Source organism: Thermodesulfitimonas autotrophica (assembly GCF_003815015.1).
Classification (GTDB): Bacteria; Bacillota; Desulfotomaculia; order Desulfotomaculales; family Ammonificaceae; genus Thermodesulfitimonas; species Thermodesulfitimonas autotrophica.
The window spans coordinates 315,383-334,411 of record NZ_RKRE01000001.1 but is presented as its reverse complement, the minus strand read 5'-3'; the positions used below and the strand labels follow the sequence as shown (position 1 = coordinate 334,411).

At 59.7% G+C, this 19,029-nt stretch carries 28 protein-coding genes; all 28 read left to right on the top strand.

The window, feature by feature from the left end:
• The first annotated feature begins 49 nt into the window (after positions 1-49).
• Positions 50-856 carry a hypothetical protein gene (locus EDD75_RS01635; protein WP_123927073.1) on the top strand — a complete coding sequence of 269 codons (807 nt, stop codon included), beginning with the start codon at positions 50-52 and terminating at the stop codon, positions 854-856.
• 421 nt (positions 857-1,277) lie between these two features.
• Entirely contained in the window at positions 1,278-1,919 is a 642-nt protein-coding gene (locus EDD75_RS01630; RefSeq protein ID WP_123927071.1) for a hypothetical protein, read from the top strand.
• Between the two features lie 395 nt (positions 1,920-2,314).
• Entirely contained in the window at positions 2,315-3,022 is a 708-nt protein-coding gene (locus EDD75_RS01625) for a hypothetical protein (protein ID WP_123927069.1), read from the top strand.
• 50 nt (positions 3,023-3,072) lie between these two features.
• Positions 3,073-3,357, top strand: coding sequence for a UPF0175 family protein (locus EDD75_RS01620; RefSeq protein ID WP_123927066.1), 285 nt, complete (start codon positions 3,073-3,075; stop codon positions 3,355-3,357).
• A complete protein-coding gene (locus EDD75_RS01615) occupies positions 3,354-3,899 on the top strand; it encodes a PIN domain-containing protein (protein ID WP_123927063.1) in 546 nt (181 codons plus the stop codon). Before EDD75_RS01620 ends, EDD75_RS01615 begins: the two co-directional genes overlap by 4 nt.
• Before the next feature lie 510 nt (positions 3,900-4,409).
• Positions 4,410-4,625 (top strand): hypothetical protein, encoded by a 216-nt coding sequence (locus tag EDD75_RS01610; RefSeq protein ID WP_123927060.1) that lies wholly within the window; start codon positions 4,410-4,412, stop codon positions 4,623-4,625.
• A complete protein-coding gene (locus tag EDD75_RS01605) occupies positions 4,622-5,056 on the top strand; it encodes a hypothetical protein (RefSeq protein WP_123927057.1) in 435 nt (144 codons plus the stop codon). The genes EDD75_RS01610 and EDD75_RS01605 overlap by 4 nt, the downstream gene beginning before the upstream one ends.
• A complete protein-coding gene (locus EDD75_RS01600) occupies positions 5,049-5,450 on the top strand; it encodes a single-stranded DNA-binding protein (protein WP_123927055.1) in 402 nt (133 codons plus the stop codon). Before EDD75_RS01605 ends, EDD75_RS01600 begins: the two co-directional genes overlap by 8 nt.
• A 315-nt stretch (positions 5,451-5,765) precedes the next feature.
• The gene (bet, locus tag EDD75_RS01595) at positions 5,766-7,019 is read left to right on the top strand and encodes a phage recombination protein Bet (protein ID WP_170157654.1); all 1,254 of its coding nucleotides are present in this window, start codon (positions 5,766-5,768) and stop codon (positions 7,017-7,019) included.
• 76 nt (positions 7,020-7,095) lie between these two features.
• Positions 7,096-7,860 (top strand): helix-turn-helix domain-containing protein, encoded by a 765-nt coding sequence (locus EDD75_RS01590; protein ID WP_123927050.1) that lies wholly within the window; start codon positions 7,096-7,098, stop codon positions 7,858-7,860.
• A 352-nt stretch (positions 7,861-8,212) separates the two neighbouring features.
• Positions 8,213-8,548, top strand: coding sequence for a hypothetical protein (locus EDD75_RS01585; protein WP_123927047.1), 336 nt, complete (start codon positions 8,213-8,215; stop codon positions 8,546-8,548).
• 14 nt (positions 8,549-8,562) lie between these two features.
• Positions 8,563-9,993, top strand: coding sequence for an AAA family ATPase (locus EDD75_RS01580; protein WP_123927044.1), 1,431 nt, complete (start codon positions 8,563-8,565; stop codon positions 9,991-9,993).
• 11 nt (positions 9,994-10,004) lie between these two features.
• Positions 10,005-12,347: a hypothetical protein gene (locus EDD75_RS01575; protein ID WP_123927041.1), complete on the top strand. Its 2,343-nt coding sequence runs from the start codon at positions 10,005-10,007 to the stop codon at positions 12,345-12,347.
• Positions 12,348-12,386: 39 nt separating this feature from the next.
• Positions 12,387-12,707, top strand: a complete 321-nt coding sequence (locus EDD75_RS01570) for a hypothetical protein (protein ID WP_123927037.1) — start codon at positions 12,387-12,389, stop codon at positions 12,705-12,707.
• Positions 12,708-12,711: 4 nt separating this feature from the next.
• Complete coding sequence (locus EDD75_RS01565; RefSeq protein WP_123927034.1) at positions 12,712-12,927, top strand: hypothetical protein; 216 nt, start codon at positions 12,712-12,714, stop codon at positions 12,925-12,927.
• A 5-nt stretch (positions 12,928-12,932) separates the two neighbouring features.
• Entirely contained in the window at positions 12,933-14,018 is a 1,086-nt protein-coding gene (locus EDD75_RS01560; protein ID WP_123927032.1) for a RecB family exonuclease, read from the top strand.
• Between the two features lie 6 nt (positions 14,019-14,024).
• Entirely contained in the window at positions 14,025-14,321 is a 297-nt protein-coding gene (locus EDD75_RS01555; protein WP_123927030.1) for a hypothetical protein, read from the top strand.
• A 23-nt stretch (positions 14,322-14,344) separates the two neighbouring features.
• Positions 14,345-14,860, top strand: a complete 516-nt coding sequence (locus EDD75_RS01550) for a M48 family metalloprotease (protein WP_123927026.1) — start codon at positions 14,345-14,347, stop codon at positions 14,858-14,860.
• A gap of 255 nt (positions 14,861-15,115) precedes the next feature.
• On the top strand, positions 15,116-15,295 hold the full coding sequence (locus EDD75_RS01545; protein WP_123927023.1) for a hypothetical protein: 180 nt from the start codon (positions 15,116-15,118) through the stop codon (positions 15,293-15,295).
• Positions 15,296-15,308: 13 nt separating this feature from the next.
• On the top strand, positions 15,309-15,851 hold the full coding sequence (locus EDD75_RS01540) for a hypothetical protein (protein WP_123927020.1): 543 nt from the start codon (positions 15,309-15,311) through the stop codon (positions 15,849-15,851).
• Between the two features lie 61 nt (positions 15,852-15,912).
• Positions 15,913-16,119, top strand: coding sequence for a hypothetical protein (locus EDD75_RS01535; RefSeq protein WP_123927017.1), 207 nt, complete (start codon positions 15,913-15,915; stop codon positions 16,117-16,119).
• A gap of 70 nt (positions 16,120-16,189) precedes the next feature.
• Entirely contained in the window at positions 16,190-16,456 is a 267-nt protein-coding gene (locus tag EDD75_RS01530; protein ID WP_123927014.1) for a hypothetical protein, read from the top strand.
• Positions 16,457-16,478: 22 nt separating this feature from the next.
• Complete coding sequence (locus tag EDD75_RS01525) at positions 16,479-17,123, top strand: hypothetical protein (RefSeq protein ID WP_123927011.1); 645 nt, start codon at positions 16,479-16,481, stop codon at positions 17,121-17,123.
• On the top strand, positions 17,110-17,304 hold the full coding sequence (locus tag EDD75_RS01520; RefSeq protein WP_123927007.1) for a hypothetical protein: 195 nt from the start codon (positions 17,110-17,112) through the stop codon (positions 17,302-17,304). Before EDD75_RS01525 ends, EDD75_RS01520 begins: the two co-directional genes overlap by 14 nt.
• Positions 17,305-17,367: 63 nt before the next feature.
• Complete coding sequence (locus tag EDD75_RS01515; protein WP_123927005.1) at positions 17,368-18,093, top strand: hypothetical protein; 726 nt, start codon at positions 17,368-17,370, stop codon at positions 18,091-18,093.
• A 22-nt stretch (positions 18,094-18,115) separates the two neighbouring features.
• Complete coding sequence (locus EDD75_RS01510; protein WP_123927003.1) at positions 18,116-18,364, top strand: hypothetical protein; 249 nt, start codon at positions 18,116-18,118, stop codon at positions 18,362-18,364.
• On the top strand, positions 18,339-18,620 hold the full coding sequence (locus EDD75_RS01505) for a type II toxin-antitoxin system RelE family toxin (protein WP_123927001.1): 282 nt from the start codon (positions 18,339-18,341) through the stop codon (positions 18,618-18,620). Before EDD75_RS01510 ends, EDD75_RS01505 begins: the two co-directional genes overlap by 26 nt.
• Before the next feature lie 136 nt (positions 18,621-18,756).
• Positions 18,757-18,960: a hypothetical protein gene (locus EDD75_RS01500; protein WP_123926999.1), complete on the top strand. Its 204-nt coding sequence runs from the start codon at positions 18,757-18,759 to the stop codon at positions 18,958-18,960.
• Positions 18,961-19,029 lie beyond the last annotated feature (69 nt).

The window sequence follows — 19,029 nt, the reverse complement described above, 5'->3', positions numbered from 1 at the left end:
CGGCCCTTTTTGTTTCACGAGAAACCTTTGCGAGAGAGGAGCTGTTCTTTTGCTCACCGAAGTCTGCTGCCCGAACTGCAACTCTTTCGTTCGGAAAGCCTACCTGCCCGCGGTCGTCCGGTGCTTCCGCTGCGGCTGCGTCGCCGTGATCAAGAAAGATGGCGCGACCGACACAAAAACGCCGAAGAAGGCGGTCTGCTGCCGGAAGTGCGGGAAGATTTTGACCGGCGATTCAACACCCGGCGCGGCCTGCCTGTGCCCGGACTGCTATGTGTGGTCGGTGCTGCCCGGCGACCGGAAGGGGGAGAGGGAGGCGGAAACGGCGAACCGGGCGGGAGATGACGGGCCGAAGGTCCTGCGGAGGGGCGACCTGCCCGGGCCGGTTCTGACAGAGGTCAGGAAGTTAGCAGTCTCCGAGTGTGCCAACCACCGGAGCGATTTTTGCGATATTAAACACTATTGCGTTCTGGAGCCCGAACCCGATAAGGTGTGCGCCTTCTTCTCGGCGGCCAATGCTGCACACCGGTGCTCCTGGTTCGAGAGCGCCGTGCTCCTATTGAGACCGGAACTCCAGGATGCCTACAACCGGGAATACGAGGCGGAACCATTCTTTAAACGGCCGTCGTTGTCTCCGGACGGATCGATGGGCCGGGCGCCGGAGAAGGCCAGGGCAAAACTCGCCCGGCAGGTGTTGAGGGAGGCGAAGAAGAAGCGGGAGAAGGAGTGCGCCCGGTGCGGCAATCCGTTCGTGGCGAAGAACTCTTTCGAGAAATACTGCTCGGACCTCTGCCGAAAGACTGCCGAGAGAGACAAGGCCAGGGAGCGCGTGCGAAAGCAAAGGGCAAAGCAGGGTTAAGTGTTACGAAAGGGGAAAATTTCCCAGCCCTGAAACCCGCTTGTGGTGCGGGTTTACAGAACCGGGAAATCGCGATTTCGGGGGAGGCAAGTATGTTAATACCTGCCCACGAAAAGCGTGACGGCAAAGCGCGACGCCCGAAGCCCGGAAGCCCTACGGCGATGCGGTTTTCCGGTGAAGGCGGTTCGTAAAGGGGAAAATTTTCCAGAAACGCTTCTACGGCCTTCTTTTGCGTTACCCTTAAAAAGGGGTGCCAGAAGGTGGCGAAGCGGGAAAAACTCTGCCCCGACTGCAAGAGGCCGTTCGCGCCCGCGAGCAACCGCCAGAAGCGGTGCCCGGCTTGCGCCAGGCAACGGCGCAGGGCGAAGCAGCGCGACCTGATGCGGGCGCGGCGAAGAGAGCATAGAAGGGTGGTGATCTCATGTCCCCTTTCTCCAGGTACTACCTTGTCGAGTCCCGCCCCGTTTTGCTCCGGGAGTGGGTCCCGTCTTCGCCGCGCGAGGCCCTCGTGAAGGAGATAGTCTCCTCCTGCGGGGCCGCCGCGGGCTTCACCCTCCAGGATTTATGGCCCAACCCCGCGAAGGCACGGAAGAAGCTCCTGGCGCTCCACCGGGCGGGCTACCTTTACCTGCACAAACTCAGAGGCGAGAGGGAGATGAACGTCTTCTCTCTTAGCAGCACCTTCCCGCTTGATCCGGGCTTGAGGCAGCTCGCCGTCGCGCAGCTCTACGCGCGGCTTAAGAGGGCGCGGGACTGCCGCCTTGTTCCCCAGGACCCGCCCGGCTACCGCTGGCTGCTCTCCTACGGGGAGAAGAGCCTCCAGGTGTTCACCTTGAGGAAGTCCGACGACCCCCTTTTACTCCTCCCACTCCTCAAGCAGCCCGCAGTCGTAGTTGCCGAGTCCTTCACGGACGCTTTTAAAGGCTTCCCTGTCAGGCTCGTCCTGGACGAGGAACTCGTCTCCGGCCCGCTGAAGTTCTACCTCCCCGACGGAAGGGTGGACGAGGAGGCTGCAGTCTGGTGGGGCGAAAAAATCTGCCAAAATTTCAAGACAACCTCTTGACATTACCAGATAGCGGTGTTATTTTAATGTTAAGCGCCGCTCTTGCGGTGCCCAGCTCAGGGATTTTGTCCCTGAGACAGTAGTGAAACCGGGTTTTTATTAATCAACTGCAGGTGCCCGAGCGCCTGCCTCAAGTCTCCACAAGCGAGTGCTCAAGCGCTCGCGAAGGAATCATCAGCCGCTCTGTGCAAGAGCGGGGTATAAAAGTCCCTGGCGAAGCCTTGTCTTTTTCAGGGTTTTGCCGGAACAAGAGAAACAGTCTAAAAGGCTCTCGACAAAAAGAGGGCCTTTTTCTTTTTTCTCTCAAAAAAAGTGCAAAATTGCCCGGTCCCGAAGCCGCCGGGGCACACAATACGGGGCGGCGCTCGAAAGGGTAGGGGCGAAGGAGGTCTAAAATGTTGAACCAGGAGTATCTCAATGTCTACCGCGCTCTCCGTAAAAGAGGGTTGTCGCTCAAAAACGCGCACCGCACTTTAAAGAGGGGTGCGGACGTGTGCAGCCTGGCGATCGCGCTCCGGGACGCTTTGGGCCAGGACGGCGCGGTTGCGCTGGTCACAGGTCTGCTGGAAGCCCCGTATGGCGCGCAACGTGCGGCGGAAGTGCTGCGGCGCTTCGCGCCCGGAGCCGAGTTCCCCGGCCGGTGCTTTGGTGGCGGCGTCCACGCAGGACGGTTTTACACCTTGCTCCGGCGGGTGCTCAGAGCGCTGCCTTACGTGGGGAACGCCCCCATTACTCAAAACCGGAACCCCGGGGACGTTCTCTGGGAAGCCATGAGGCTTCTCAGAGAGAACAAGATCGACCTGCACGAAGTTTGCTATTTCCGGAACGGTACTGCCCTCGAAGGGCGGGTGGTCGTCCGGTCCCGGACTGCTTACATTGGTCCCGGAAGTCTTACGGTCGATCGCAGGGTCTGGGATGTTCTCGTGGCCGTGCCGGGCGGCAAAGTCCTGCTCGTTGTTAAGCAGGATGAATTTGACCGTCCCGGGGGCTTCTACCGCGGCCACGCCTTCGTCGTGCGCGCGCTCGTGGAGACTGACAGATGCGTCAAGTTCCCCCAGACGGACGCGGTGCTCTGCGCCACCGGGCACTGCACCGTGAAATAGCCCGCTGAAATCGCAAGAAGTATGTAATTCACCGAAGGGAGCGTGGTATAATGACGGCAGGGGTGTTCAACATGGCTAAAGTAACCTTGGAACTGCCGGACGAAGTTCTTCCGCTCGTGGCTGAAGGCCAGGATCCTGTCCCGGGCCTCAAGCGCCGGCTGGCCGTGGCCCTGTATGCGGAAGGCGCCCTTTCGATGGGCAGCGCCGCCCTGCTGGCCGGAATGCCTTATATGGATTTCTGGGAACTGGTGACCGGCCTCGGGTTGGGGCCGAGGTACACCGAGCAGCACTACAAGGAAGACGTGAAGGCCTTAAAGGAGCTGGGGTTGCTGTGATCGTTATATCCGACACCTCGGTCCTTGTGGGTCTGGCCGTGGTCCAGAAACTCGACCTTCTGCGAAAGCTGTGGAAGGTCGTTTTTATTCCCCAGGAAGTCTTTCGGGAGGTCAAGCCGGACAAACCCGGTTACGCTGAAGTTCAGGCCGCGATCGCGGCAGGCTGGATAGAAGTCAAGCCGCACGGCGGCCCGGTTCTTCCCAGAGGGGAGGACGGGTGCCTCTTTCTCGCGCGCGAGCTTGGGGCCGACCTGGTGCTGGTGGATGATGGAAAGGCGAGGAAGAGGATTTCCGCCGCGGGTTTCAGGGTTTCCGGCGCGGTGGGCGTCCTGATAGCCGGGCTGCGCCGCGATTACATGAGCGGTCCGGAAGTCCTTTCCGTCCTCCAGGCGTGGGAGAAGCTCGGCTTCCGTCTGAGCCGCGGGCTGGTGAGTCTTCTTCAGGAGAAAGCCGGCGCGATTCCCCTGCAGAACTCCCGCGACTTCTACGACGACTGGGACGACCCGAAAGTAGACGCCGCTTGGCTCCCGAAGAAGAAGTAACATTTCGCTTCAGGTAGACCGTTGCCTGGCAGGTAACTTCCCAAAACTCTCTAGTCGGGGTCTCCAAAACTCACTCTGTAATGCGGAGTGAGTTTTTGTTTTTCTAAAGGAGGTGAGATGCTCGGATTCGCGGGTTTGGCGCTTAGCCGAACCCGCACGGGTTTGGCGGGTTCTCCCTATCGCAGCCCTTCCTTCTCCGCAATACGGGAGCGCAGCGGGGTCGGAAGGGGGTGGTCGCTACGGAAGTCATCAGGTTTCTTACGGCGGTGCTCGCACTGCTGAAGGCCCTGGTCGAGCTTCTGGCGGTCATCGCAAAAGAAAAGAAAAAGCGTTAGGAAAAACCTAACGCAAACCCAAAACTTCTCAGACCCAAAAACCCGCCCGCTCCCATCAGGGAGCGTTCTGGTTTCAGTTTACCACAAACGCGCAACCCTTTCAAGCCCCGCCGCGCCGGGAGAAATCCAAAAATTTCCCCGGCAGCGCGGTGCCGGGGCGAAAGGAGAGGTTTAAATGTTTATCCCCTTCAAGAGCTACCACCAGATCCTCCAGGATCTCAAAGAAGAAATTGTCCCCCAGGACCACGTTTCACAGGCCGACGCCTGGGCCGTCGAGCGCTGCGCGGAGCTCCGGGCTCAGGGAATCGACGCGCGCCTGTGGCGACCGAAGCCCGGGGAGGCGCTGTGCGTCGTTTACAAGGTCTCCCAGGCCCAGGAGGTGGCGGCATGATGGCTCAAGAGGGTTACTGCCAGGAACTTGTGAAAGAATTTCTTGGCCCCAAGGCCTACGCCCGCCTGTTGGCGGTCGATCCTTACGCCGTAGGGCTTCTCAAGAACCTGGCTTACCGGTATCACTACATGACCTACCTGGTGTACCAACTCTTCAAACTGGCCCTCACCAACCACCGTCCCACGGCCCTCTTCAGGAAGCAAGACTGGCTTCCCCGGGAGTTGGCCGGAGCACAGAAGCACGTTGAAGAACTTATGGCCAGGTTTGACAGGCTGCCGGTGCTTTCTCCGCAGGAGCTTCGGGAGATTGACCGGATCATCGCGGCGGAGCAGCCGGCGACGAAAACTCCCGGTTCCCTCAAGCGCGGAACAGTCAAGGTTCTTAAAGTCAGAATCTCAAAATTTTCAAGGGAGGTTGCTGAAAATGCTTAACGTTGTCATCCTCATCGGCCGCCTCACGGCCGACCCCGAGCTCCAGAAGGTGAGCGCCCAGAACGGGGAAGTCTCCGTCTGCAAGTTCACCGTCGCGGTTGATCGCGGTAACGACCAGACCGACTTCATCGACTGCGTTGCCTGGAGGAATCAAGCGGAGAACCTCTGCAAGTTCAAGAAGAAGGGCGACCTCATTGCCGTCGAAGGCCGCCTCCAGATCGACTCCTACGACGATTCCCAGGGGATCCGCCGTAAGGCCGCCCGGGTGATCGTCCGGCGCATCACCTTCCTTCCCACAGGAAGAAAGCAGGTCGAAGACGCCCCGCTGCCGGAGCCGCCCGTGGAGTTCTTCGGCGAACCGGTGGAGATGGATCCTGACGACCTGCCGTTCTAAAGCGCACGCGCGTGCGCTGAAACGAAATCGCTCAGGGAGCGGCGAAGCATCCGAAGCCGAAGGCTTTCGAGAGGCAACCCGCTCCCTGGGGTTTTTGAAAAGGAGCTGGTTTCAAGTGCAAAAATCGAGACGCGCAAAGCTAACCGAAAGCGCTGTCCGCTGGTTTAAAACCGTGAAAAACTGGAATATTCGGCATGTACAAATCATTGGCGAATCGGAAATCGATGGACAAAAGGCGTATCTTGTGCAATGGAAAAACCACAAATTCCGTTGCGGAGAGGGCGCAATTCTGTAAACACACAAGGGGGTAATCGTATGACCAAAGCGACCGAAAAGACCGACCTGTGGTTCGGTCTCACTCCGGAGCAGGTAGACCTGCTCAAGAAGCTGTACCCCACGGCTCCGGAAGCCCAGCTCCGGCTGTTCGTCTACCAAGCCAAGAGGGCGGGCTTGGATCCGCTCACCAACCAGATCCACCTACTTGAACGGCGCAAATGGAACAAAGAGACCGGCCAGTGGGAAGTCACGTGGTCGGTGCAAACCGGGATCGACGGGTTTCGGGCCGTGGCGGACCGGACCGGATGCTACGCGCCCGGGAGGGCCCCGGAGATTGTGGAGCGGGACGGTAAAATCTTCGCTGCGACGGCCTACGTGATGAAGCGCGTGGGCGACCGCTGGTTCGAGGTATCGGCGACGGCGTATTTTGACGAGTACGTCCAGACCGATTCCAAAGGGCAGCCGCTCCATATGTGGCGGAAGATGCCCCGGAACCAGCTGGCCAAATGCGCCGAAGCGCTGGCCCTGCGCAAAGCCTTCCCGGCGGAGCTGAGCGGCATCTATACGGACGACGAGATGCAGCAGGCGGATTCGGAGTCCGTGCTGCACGCCTACCCTCCGGAGCCCGAGAGCGCTCCTGTTACTTCGCAGGAACCCGCAGGAGCACAACCTGAAGCCGTGCAGGCAACCGAGCAAAAAACCGAAGGGCCGCAGGCAACCGGGAACCAGAAAACTATCAAGCAGGCTGAAGCGGGTAAAGAGAAGGCCAAAAAGTCGCAGGCCAATCTCCAGCCCTTCGAGGGCCAGGTGACCGTCATCGGCACTCCCATCCTGGGGGAAAAGGGATGGGAAGTGAAGGCAGCCCTGGGTGATGAGGCGATCACTCTGGTCGGCGACCTGGTGAAGGATCTAACTGAGGCCGTCTACCGGGTGAAGGGCCAGCGGGCGAAGAACCGGGTCAAGGTCGGGGAGATCAAGCCCGTTGGCGCCCAGGCTCAGGCCGAAACCCAGGACAACCAGGCCATCGCGGCCGTTATCCGGACTGCCCCGAAAAAGACCGTACGGTCTAAAAACGGGGCCGCCGAGGAAGTCGTCTGGTGCAGAGCTGAAGTCGAAGGCCACGCCGAAGCTGACGGTTACAACGTACAAGTGATCCTCACCGGCGACGCGCTGCTGGGCCTGAACGAGGGCCAGACGGTGACGCTGATCGCCAGCCCTACGGGCGAGAAGGCGGCCAACGGAGAGGATATCTACCAGGTCCGGGAGGTCTGCGCGGACACAAGCGCTGCATAAAACTCCTAGATTAGTCCAAAAGGGGCAGGTTGCAAACACAGCCTGCCCCTTTGATTTTCAAAAAGGAGGATGCGCTATGTGGGATGCTGCTGCTGCAGCAGAGATGAAAAAACTCGTTCTCTCGCGTTTTCGTTCCATTCGCGCTGCGGCGCGCATGATGGGCGTGGATCACTCTAATCTTGCGCGGGTACTTCGGGGCGAGACGCCTCCTTCTGCGGCTTTACTCGAAAAACTCGCCGGGGTAGGTATCTTCCCTGCGGGCTTCCCCGAAATTCAATCTCGACTTCTTGCGGAACAGGATAGGAAGTTGGTTGAATTCTCCGATCCAGAGTGTCCTGCCTGGCGGTTTGCCCGCGAGACGGCTTTAGGATGGTATGAAAGCCAGCAACGCTTTCTGAGCCTTCAAGGCCAGGCGGAAGAAGCGTGTCGCTGTCCTCGTTTTGACCCTGCTTTTACAGGAACGCGGGAGCTTGTGAGCCATAATCTTCCGTTCTACCCGTGTACCCCGTTCGAAATCTTCGCAGTTAACGTCACCGGGTTTTTCTGTATGGGAGGTGTGGCTTCGCCTGCCGCTGCCAGAGGACTTTTAAAAGTCCTCTTGGAAGATTTCTATTCCGACCACAGCAAGGGCATTTTTCTTGACTGGGTAGACAACGAGGTGGCTCAAGAAGTCATAACCCGTCGCCTTTTCTTCCATGCTGTTCTTTATACCATAGACCCTGTTTTGTACGTCGTTGAAGGCGGCGTTCTGCAAATCAACCAGGTCGTCCGTTCTGCTTGCACCGAAGCCGTTATTCCAATTCCGAAGTTTGCCATCGCAATGGTTAGAAGGTTTAAATAGGAGTGGTTTTTATGGAAAGATGTTGCATCAACTGCATCAACGTTCGTAAAGCCCAGAAAGGACTACCCTACGTAGCCTGTGCATACTGGTCGCTAAACTCTTTTGAAAAATTTTTGGATCTTGAAAAGAAACCGGAGCAAATATACTCCGGGTGGGCAGACTTAAGATCCTACCCGGAAGGAAACGGTAGTGGGCTTATAACCAACAACTGCGTTATTATACGCCAACACGATGTTTGCTCGCTTTTTAAGAGTCGGTTAATAGGCATCAATTAAACCCGGTCGGCCGGGAAGTCCAAAAGGGGCAGGTTTTTACAGCCTGCTCCTCAGTTTTTCTAAAGGAGGAATCGAAAGTGGATGTTTACCTCGGAGTCAAAAAAATTTCTCGACACCGCTTCCGGGAACTTCAGCCCTACCTGGATGAATTGAAGGAGCAAGGGTTCCAGCAAATTAAATCGCCGCGCTTCAAGGTATTTTTGAAGCACCCCGAGCGCGACGACTGGGCTGTGGTCGTTAAGCACCCGCGCAGTGGTGAGTTCATCCTCGTCCGCGGCGGGCTGGACGTCATGTTCGGCCCGGTAGAGAAGGTGCAGCCAGGCTGCATCGGCTGCACTATGCCTTCGTGCAACGGCTGCCCACTGCTTCAGGCGTATACCCAAAACCCCCATGACATCCGCCCCGAAAAGTAAGGAGGGATCGAAAAATGAAAGTCCAGCGTGGCAACGTTAATAAGTACGAGGAGAACAAACACCTGGTTCTCGGCATCGCCAGACACGGCGACAAAATCGCCGTCGAATACATCTCCCACTCTCGCAGCGGCCAGCGCCACACTTTATTAGCCCACAAAGACAGGATTGTGTGGCACACCTGCCCCGCGTGCGAAAAGCGCCAGCCCTGCTGGCACCTGGGGATGGCTGCCGTGCTCTGGGGCTGGCCGGTTCCGACCGACGTCACCTGCCACCCCGAGCAGAAGATCCCGGAGAGACCCTACGTCACCTGGCAGGACGTCACCATGAACTACCTGGGCCGCCCGGGAGATTTTCAGCTCATCCCGATCAACGGAGCAGTTGTATCCGAAGCGCCGGAAACGCCTCCTACAGTAGAAGAACCGGAGATTGACCTCCCGAACGAGGACGCCTGGCTGAAGGAGTACAAGCTCCCCGCCAGGCTACTGGAGAAGGTGCTGCGGTTCCGTGAAGCCCAGAAGGCCCGCCTCATGCCCGACCAAAAACAGAGGGTCCCAACCCCCCGCTACCTGCCCGCCGACGGGGAGCTTGTCCGCGCCGTCGCCGCGCTCCTCTACGGAGAGAGCGGTGAGGCGTGGGAGGCCCCTTTATTAATCGGCCCCAAAGGTTCCGGCAAGTCCACCCTGGCGGAGACCCTGGCGGCGATCCTGCATCTTCCCGTGGTCAAGATCTTCGGCGGCATCGACGTCAACGCCGAGTGGCTTCTGGGCGGCAAGACGCTCGAGCCCGTCGAAGGCGTGGACCCGGTGGCGGAGGCGAAGCTCAAAGTCGCCGCGCGGCAGGCGGGGATCGACATGAGCGACGTGCTCCCGAAACTAAAGGGGGCCACGTTGAAGGTCGCTTTCGAGCCGGGGCTCTTGCTCAGTGCCGTTCAGGCCGGGGAGATGGTCGTCGTGGATGAGGTAAACATGCTCGTCCCCGAGGTTACCAGCCTTCTCCACGGCCTCCTGGACTGGCAGAAGGTTCTCTCCGTCCCCGGCGTGGGTGCCGTGAAGGCCCACCCCTCGTTCCGGCTGGTCGGCTGCATGAACTACGGCTACGCCGGGACCAAGGAGTTAAACGAGGCCTTCCAGGACCGCTTCAGAAGCGTCCAGGTCCCCCACCTGCCCGAAGAGTTGCTGAAGGATCTCCTGGTCCGGGAAACCGGCTGCGACGCCGATGTCGCCGAAAAACTCGCCGCCCTGTTCCACAAGCTGGCGGGCCGTGTGGAGAACGGCGACCTGCCCGAAAGGGTTCTCTCCATCCGGGCGCTCATGCGGGCAATCCGCGAGGTCCAGGACGGCTGCGGCACCTTAAAGGAAGCGGCCATGTCCGTGCTCACCGAGGGCCTGGGCGACCAGTACGCCCGGGACCAGGTGAAGGACATCGTGGACGCCTACGTGGCATAGGGGGTGAGATTGTGTCTGCCTTACTGAAAGAGCTGTGGCGCGAGCGTCTCCAATCGCTGGCGCGCGCGTTTACCGAAAAGAACGATCTTGTGGTCAGGTTCGGGTCGGTGAGCCGCACCAACCTCAGTGAGATCGAGATCAAGGACTGCCTTGAAAAAGGCGAAATCGTTTCCGGCGTGCCCGCCCCTCCGGGGAAGTGCGCGGCAGCTCTCAGGACTTTGTGCGCCCACGAAAGCGCGCACATTCTCTTCACCGCTCGGGGGGTAATGGAGGTTGCGCGGTCAAGGGGAGGCCTCCTTCTCCAGCATATTGTCAACGTGCTGGAGGACGCTCGCGTTGAACGGGCGATGGCCAACGCCGTTCCCGGGACCTTGCGCTGGTTCCGCGACCTGAACAATTATGTCGTGTGGAACCGCAAGGACTGGGGAGAGGGTGCGACCGCCTTCATCGGCGGCCTTTGCGCCTATGCGATGGCAGGGAAGGTCCCCGACGCTCTTGACCGGGAGATAAAGGGCCTCATTGACAAGTGCAAGCCCATCGTGGACGAGGCCCGCCTGGCCGGGAGCACGTGGGAAGTCCTTGAGCGCGCAGAGAAGATCCACGCGCTGGTCAAGGACGCCTTCCCGCCTCCGAACCTGCCTCCCGTTCCCGAGACAGGGACGGACAGCCCGCGGGAGGCCCCGCAGGGCCCCCTGGACCCCAGGAGGATATCGGTAAAGCGGAAAAAGCAGCAGGAGAACGACAGTTCTCTTAAAGAGCCCCGAGAAGATAAGGCTGGCGACCAAACAGACGGTGAAGGCGAGCGGGAAGATACCAACAACTCGGGCGAGTCCGCGGAGAAGAATCGCTTGCCGAAGGAGGCTTCGGACGGCTCCCGCGACGACTCCAGGGAAGGCTCCGAAAACGAACCCGAAACCTCTGAAGAAGACGGGAATGGTTCCTTTGGAGAAGACCACAGCGAAGAGTCCGGCGAAGCCGAATCCAAGCCCAAAGAACAAAGCAATCCCGGCCCTGGCGGCGAAGAAAACTCTGAAGAAGCCGACGGCGAAGGCGGTGGCTCCGGCGAAACCGGCACTGGTGCCGATGCCAACGAAGAAAGCAGTGAAGACGGCGAGACCGGAGACGGCGATGACGGCGAAACCGGTGACGGCGAATCTTCTGCCTCTGACGGCCGGGCCACTGAAGACGATGCCCCCAACGATCAAGACAGCGATGAAGAAGGCGATGGCCCCGGCCGGGATACCGGCGACCAGAACGACGGCGGACAGGATAATCCTGGCGACTTTAAAGAAGGCGAAGCCAAAGAAGATCCGACGGTTCCCGAAACCTTCGACGAACCCGAACCCTTCGACGAAGAAGAAGACCACGACCTTTCCGCCCTTGCGGAAGAGGTGGAAAGGGAACTTGCCGCCCTGGCCGCTGCCGCCGAGCGCCGGGAGAAGGAAGCCGCCCGAAGCGCCACTCCGAAGCCGGACTGGGACGAGGTGCGGGAGGAGGTCTCGCAGGACCTCCACAGAGACTGCCGCTTCGAGTGGCACGAGTTGCCGCCCGCTCCGCAGGACTACCAAGAGTTGGTCCGAGGACAGCAGGGCACAATCCGGCGCCTGGTGGAGGAGATCAGAAAGGCCCTGGAGTTCAAGGCCACCGTTGCCAGGCGGAACTTGAAGAAGGGCCGCCTGGACGCGGGGAGCCTGTGGAAGCTCCGGGTTCCCGATCCGAGGGTCTTCTCCAGGCGGGAGACACCCGGAGACGTTCCCGCGGTAGCGGTTTATCTATTGGTGGACTGCTCGGACTCGATGAGCGGTTACCAGAAGACGTCTCAAGGAACCTCCGAAAAGGTCAAGATCGTGCTGGCAAAGGAAGCGGCCGCTGTCCTGCACGAGGCCTGCGTCACATTGAACGTACCCCACGCAGTCGTTGGATTCAACTCGTGCCACCCGAACACCCGGCTCTACCGGGCCGTCAGGTGGGACGAGCGCGACGGGTCGAAGATCCCTTCCTTGTGGCCCAATAATGCCAACCGGGACGGCTTCGCAATCCGAGTTGTTTCCAGGGAACTGGAGCTCCGCCCGGAGCCTCGGAAGGTTCTCATCGTCCTTTCCGACGGCCTCCCAAACGACTTTGAACGGCGCTACAACATAAATGCTTCTTCCGTCCCCGTAGCCGACGCCGCAAGGGCCGTGCGGGAGCTGGAAAGAAGAGGCGTCGGCGTCGTTGGGTTGTACTTCGGGCACGAGCACCACATTCAAAAGGCCCGGACCATCTACAACCGATTCGTCTTCGTCCAGGACGTCGGCCACCTGCCGGTGATCCTGGGCCGGGTTTTGAAGCAAGTGATAACCGGGGGAGCCTGAAAGCTCCCCCGAATCATTCAAAAAAAAGGAGTGAGCGCAATGTTTGTTGAGGCGTTTATCGCTTCTGAGCAAGCGCTTGAACGCCTGGAGAACCGGCTCCGCGCGCTGAAGACAGGCGATTCGGAAACGGATTGCCTGGTCGAAACCGTCGTGGACACCCTGCGGCACTATCTCTTTCTCAGTTCCGCAGCCGCAGCCTACCGGCAGTCGCCGGAATTTCCGTCGATAGCGGCGGACCTGTTGCGGGAAGAAGGAGAATGGCCGCACGGGACGCACCCCGACGTCCTCGCGGTGTTCGAGACGCTAAAGAATTTGGAGCTTGTCCGCCAGAAAGTGCGGCGGGGAAATAAGGAGGTTTGATTATATGTTCAAGGTGCTTCTGTTCACCGATGCAAGGGAAGACGCAATCTGCATCGTCGACCACAACCTTTCTGAAGCGGAAGCCAGGGCGTGCTGCCGCGCTCTTCGGGAGCAGGGCCTACCCGCATTTATACAGAAGCAAAAAGGTCGGCACCGGAGCGCGGGCGCGGAGGCGTGCGCCGCCTGCTTCCGGGAGATCGAAAAACTGGCAAAGGAGTGATCTTAATGCAGGTCTTTTCGCCTTCCAGGTTAGAGAAATTTGCCACCTGCCCCGCCGCGGGCTACCGGAAGTACGTTCTTGAGCTTCCGGAACCCGCAACAGAGGCCCAGACCATCGGTAAAGCTGCGCACGCGGTCATCGCCCAGGCGGTCCGGGAAAACCGCAGGGACCTCGAATTCTTTCAGTCTCTTTGCTCCGCCGTAGGCGCAGCCTGCGAGGTCGACCCCGGGGAACTCCTCCGGCTCACCTACCGCCCCGAAGTGCTCGGTTTCTTCCTACCGGGCGCCCACATCGAGGAGCACTTCCAGGCGCCGCTGGATCCGGACGACCCGTTCTCCCCGGAGCTCCAGGGGTTCATAGACCTGTGGGTCCCCAACGGGGGCGAAGTCCTCCTGGTGGACTGGAAATCGGGGTTCAAGGAATACAGCCCTGCGGACAAGTACCAGTTGGGCCTGTACGCCTGGAAGCTCCACCGGGAGACGAGCCTGCCCGTGAAGGGCCACCTGGTTTTCCTCCGGTCGGGCAACGTCTTTGAACACATATACACCCCGGCCAACGGCATCGAGGAAGCCCGCGCCTGGGCGCTCGAAATCGCAACAGACGTGCGGGAGCGGCTCTACAAAGTCCAGAACGGCGGCGACCCCGGAAAGCTCTTCCCCGCCAGGCCCGGCCCGCACTGCAAGCACTGCGGCTGGGTTTCCCACTGCACCAAGGAGGAGATAACCGTCCCGGGCGAGCTGACCGCGTTTAAGGAAGCCGAGACCGTCGCCCGCGAGATCCTGCGGCTGGAAGGGGCTTTAGACATCCTGAAGGAAGCCCTCCGGGCCTATATTGACAAGAACGGCCCGGTGGTCGTCGACGACAAAGAGTTCAAACTCTCCCCCTCCCGCTACTGGAAATGGCCGCAGGAGGCGCTTTCCCAGGCCGTCGCCCAGATGCAGAAAGAAGGCATCGACCCCCTCACGGTGCTTTCCCTCACATCCACCGGGTTGAAAAAGCTCGGCTGGGACGAGGAGAAGTGCCGCAGCCTGGGGGCGGACCTGGCGGAGACGCGGCAGCTCAAGTGCGTCTCCGCGAAGAAGGGACGGTGACTTCCTGTGCTTGTTTGCCCCAAGTGTGGAAGCAGGCTGTCAGAAGCGGAGCAACTTCGCCAACGGTTGGCCGCCTGCGAGGAAGCGATCAGATTCGCGGTCGCTTCTTCGGTGCCTTACGTAACTTCGTACAACGCATTCATGATCTCAGCCGAAGCGTGGACGCGCCTCGCGGTGCTGGTTTGTCCCGAAATCATAGTGCTCGACGAACTACTGCGCCGGTGTGCCGCGGGCGAGAAGCTAACGGAGGACGAGATCAAAAAGGCCCTAGGCCAACCTCCGCGAAGAAAGGACGGCAGTTAATGTGCGGGAAGGAGGTAAACCCCATGCCCTCCTACCAAATCATCTTTTTTCTCGGCGTGCCTCAGCATCTGCGCGACAAAGCGTGCCGCTGCGCCGAGAACCTGTTCTCGCGCAGCGGGTGCCCGGACGGAAATATAGCGCTGATCCTGTTCCCTTGCGACAGGGCAGGCGCTACCGTGGCGCACCGGGACGATCCGGTTATCCCTAAAAGAGTCAAAGACTTCACCGACGCACGCTATATTGTTATCGTTCCGACAGCCACCCTGTGGTGGAAGCCGGAACTTGTCGAAGCAACACTGGCCCACGAGTTGGGCCATGTCGCGCTCGGCCACTGTGACAAAAAAGCGATGTGGTTGACACCCTTACTGCGACGCTTCCAGTTTACCCGGCTGTTCCTTCTTCGCAAGGAGATAGCCGCAGACCGCTGGGCGGCGCAACTGGGGTACGCGGAGAGCCTCCGGGAGGTGCTGCAGTATGTCTTAAAGCAAAAACAGACCTTGCCCGGCGCCCTGCGGCTCTGGCTGCTACGTCGGAGATAGACCAAAGCCTTCGCAGAGAGCCTTCGGGCTCCCTGCGGGTGTCCTGAGATGATCAGGCCAGCCGCGGGGAACCCCATCCCCGAAAGGTGAAACCAGGAGTTTTCATTAACCACCTGCCGGTGCCCGAGCGCCGGCCTCAGTTATCTACTGCGGGTGCTCAAGCGCCCGCGAAGGAATCGCGAACCATTCCAAAAGGAGCAACCCCTCTGTCTTCGCGCAGGGGGTTTTTATTTCTAATCAAAAGGAGGTGAACTTATGTCCCAAAGCCTGAAGCCCCGGGAGCTTCCGGACGAGCTCCGCGCCATCAAGGAGCGGCTCGAAAAGAAGCTCGACGGACCTTTCCGGCTCTGGACCCGGCAGGACGTTTCGGACTACCTGTATCTCCTGCGGGCGGAGCGCGCAGTTTCAAGCAATCTTAATCTCAAGCAATTTTAAAGGGAGGGTTATTATGGCAATCGAAAAAGTTCCGACAAAAGCAGACGTGCTGGCTTTTATTAGAAAGGCCCGCCGCGAGGCTTTGGATTCCATTGACTCGGTGTACGCCGAGAAAGCCTTCACTGCGTTCAAAGCGGCGCTGGCCGAAGGCGGGTTCTCCGAAACCCTGAAGAAGATCCAGGAGTGCCTGAACGACCTGGCCGGGTGCCTCAGAGCGCTGGTTGAAAAACCGGAAAGCCCGTGGCTCGAGTACGCGCACCTGTATCGCTCTATTATTCCCCAGGACGACGCGGTTGCCGACATCGAGAAGCTCTTGTTCGACGCCGCGCTGTACGGCGCAAAGGTGCCCGGTTTGGAGGCGGTTCAGGAGATTCGCGCGGAGTGGAACCGCAAACTGGAGGAGACAAGAAACGCCTATGGCGCCTTGGAAAACCGCCTCCGCTTGATGCGGAACCCGAAAAAGATGATCAAGTTCCTAAACGACCTCGGCTTCGACACCGGTTGTCTGCTCGAGAAAGAGATCAACGCCGAGGCTCTTTTCTTTCGCAAACAATGACTCCGGAGAGAGCGGGCTTTACAGAGGCCCGCTCTCTAATTCTCAAAAAGGAGGCGACAAAATGCTCTATTGCACCGGAGAGAAGGAGCTGTTCCTCATCTCCGCCCGCCGGCGGATCGAGGCGAGGCTCCGGAAGCTCCTTCAGGAGGACCCGCCAGCCGAGGCGGTCAACGCCGCGCTGGCGGAGCTGGAGCGGATGATTGACTTCTGCTTCAGCGACGAGGCGGTTGATCAGGCCGTCCAGCACGGGTTCAGGTACGCGGTCTAAAAGGAGGTGACGCTGGTTGCTGTCCGAGAAGATGTTTATTATCTGCGTCTCTACAGCTTGTTTGGGGTAGGTGTTTGTCCACGTCCTCACCACGGCCGTGGAGCGGTGGTTATGGGTGTTGGACGTGCCGCCCGAATCCAAAGTCGTCCCCTACTTTGATGCCCCTTTGTGGTGGACGAAGGTGGGGGTAATGTGGGCGGTCCTGGCGACGGCGTTTTATAAAGCTGCCGCCGGCACCTACCTCCAAAAGACCGCCCTCATCGCCTCCAGTCTGCTTACCCTCACCGCCGTCATCGACGCGGCGGTGGGATGGAAAACCTGGAGGGATTGGAGCTGATTTTACCAAAGGAGGCGTGAGTATGGGTTACACGCATTACTGGCGGCGACCAAAGCTTATTCCCAAAGAAACGTTTAAGAAGATCGTTGCCGACTTCGGAAAACTCCTCCCCGCGCTCGAGCAGGCTGGTGTGAAGCTCGCCGGCCCGCTGGGAGAGGGAGAGCCGGTGATCGACCGGGATGTTGTCGCTTTCAACGGGGCTATAAACTGCGGGCACCCGGCGGACTACGAACTGGTCATCCCCTGGCCTGCTTCGGGCGCGGGCGGCGTTTTTGCCGGAAACCCTGTGGCGGGAACCTGGTTCGCCGGGCACCTGGTGGCCACGAGGGCCTGCCCGGGCGATTGCTCCTACGAGACGTTCTATTTCCCGCGCGTCTATGGACCGCGGGAGTGGGAGGAGCCCGACAAGCGCGGCCTCTACTTCCAGTTCTGCAAGACTGCGTTCCGGCCCTACGACCTGGCGGTGACCGCGTTCCTCGTCATTGCCAAGCGCTACCTGGGGGATCGGATCGTGGTCGCCACGGACGGCGAGGACGAGCACTGGTTCGACGCCAAGCTTCTGTGCCAGTTGAGGTTGGGCTACGGCCTGGAGTTTTTCGTCCGGGAAAGCGAACTGGTGAAAGCGTTGCCGGCAACCAAGGGGGGATCAAAAGATGCATTGTCCTAAATGCGGTCAGTCGGCAGGCTTCGTCCTGGAGCGCACCCACTGTGTTGTGGTGCAGATCTTGGACGACAAGTTGGACCCGGTGGAGGTTGTCGACGTCGAGTCCACGGAAGACACCATACGGGCCTACTACTGCCGGGCCTGTGGTAGCCGGCTGCTCCCGGAAGATCTAGAAGAGGAGTAAAGAGCGAGAAGGGCCGCCCGACCGGCCTGCAAAACCAATCTCTTGAAAGGAGGGATTGGCGCCGTGGGCCGTCGGGGGCCTGCGCGCGCCGCAAGAATGATTTTAAAGAACGAAACCGGTTTTGACCTCCGGATCCGGGTTACAAACCCGGATCTGCCAGAGGAACTAGAAGACACAACCCTTCGCCCAGGAGAGGAGGTGTCCCTCTTCCTCCTAGAGGATGGGGATAACTCCGGGGAGGGGGCAGACGTTGTGACGATAACCGCGGTGCCTAAAGTAGTCTATATCCGGGTCCGGCCCAAAAATCCCGAGGCCGACGACCTCGGGTGGGCGGTGGTCGTCAACGGGCGGTTCATCGCCACGGACAGCCCGTATGAGGCGGGGCCGTGCTGCGAGGAAATCGCCCAGGACGTGGCGATTGCCTTGGGGTGCGGCTACCGGGAGCGCGTAGTCACCGTCCAGTCGGACGACTGGAACTGGGACGACGACGTGCTCCCGCAGGTCACTCAAGAGAGGAATGCGTCCGTCGGAGGGCTCTTCGTCACCTACACCCTCCGGTTCGGGCTCGACGAGGCGATCGGGCACGCCGCCGTGGAACTTAAGCCCAGAGAAACTCCCGAGGACGCCGTTCACCGGTATTTCCGGGGCTTCTTCTTCGACGGCACTCGCTGCGAAAAGAAAGCCAGGGAGTACTGGGCACCCGACGAATCAGCAGTGTTAACAATCGAGACATGGCACGCCGTGCCCCCGGGTGAGTTTGCGGTTCTTAAAAAGTATCTGGGTTTTTGAGCTTGAAAGGGGAGTGGCAAATATGCTGACAAAAGGTTATAATGGCCTTGGGGTGATTGCAATGGCCTTGGCACGCGAATACGTGAAAGCTCTTATCGACCGGCTGACCGACGAGCAGGTAGATGCTCTGCGGGTTATTGTAGAATCAATGGCCTGGCCAACCGAGCGGGTCACGCCGGAAGAAGCCGCGGAAATTGAGGAAGCGTTAGCCGAAATCGATGCGGGTAAGGGCGTGAAGGCCGAAGATGTCTGGAAAGAGCTCGGAATTTGAGATTGTCTTTTCTCCCAGGGCCATCAGGCAACTGAAGCGTCTCGAGCGAGACGCGCAGTTGCGGATCAAAGAAGCAATCGAAAGCGGCCTGCGCACCTTCCCTCCTCGGGGCGATATCGTCAAGCTGGAGGGTTTTAAGGGGAGATACAGGCTGCGGGTAGGCGACTGGCGGGTAACTTTCCGGTATCAGTTCAAAGCAAGGGAAGTCCACATCGCCGAAATCAAGCACCGCAGGGAAATCTACCGCAGGAGATAAGTTAATCAGGGTCTCAAAACTATCAGAAGCGGTCTTTCTAAGACCAGACCGCTTCTGATTTCCAAGAGCAGGCTCATGCCGCTTGTTACTTCCAAAGAGAGCAAAGAAAACGTTCGGAAGGAGCAGTAAGTACGCGATGGCCGACCGGATCGAACTGCTCGGGTGGCTGAAGCTGTCCGAGCCGGCCTTTTCAGACTGGGACAATCCGGAGGACGCGGCCTATGACCGGATCGAGGAGCGGCTCAAAGAGGGCTACCTTGCGCTGGCGGAGTCCCATAAGACAGACGCCGACCTCTTCCTCCCGGCGCAGGCCGAGGTGGTGCTGCGGGATGGAAGTTAAGCGCGGCGACGTCTTCCTGGCGAGCCTGGGACTGCCCGGCGAGAGGGACGAAGCCCACCATCGGCCGTA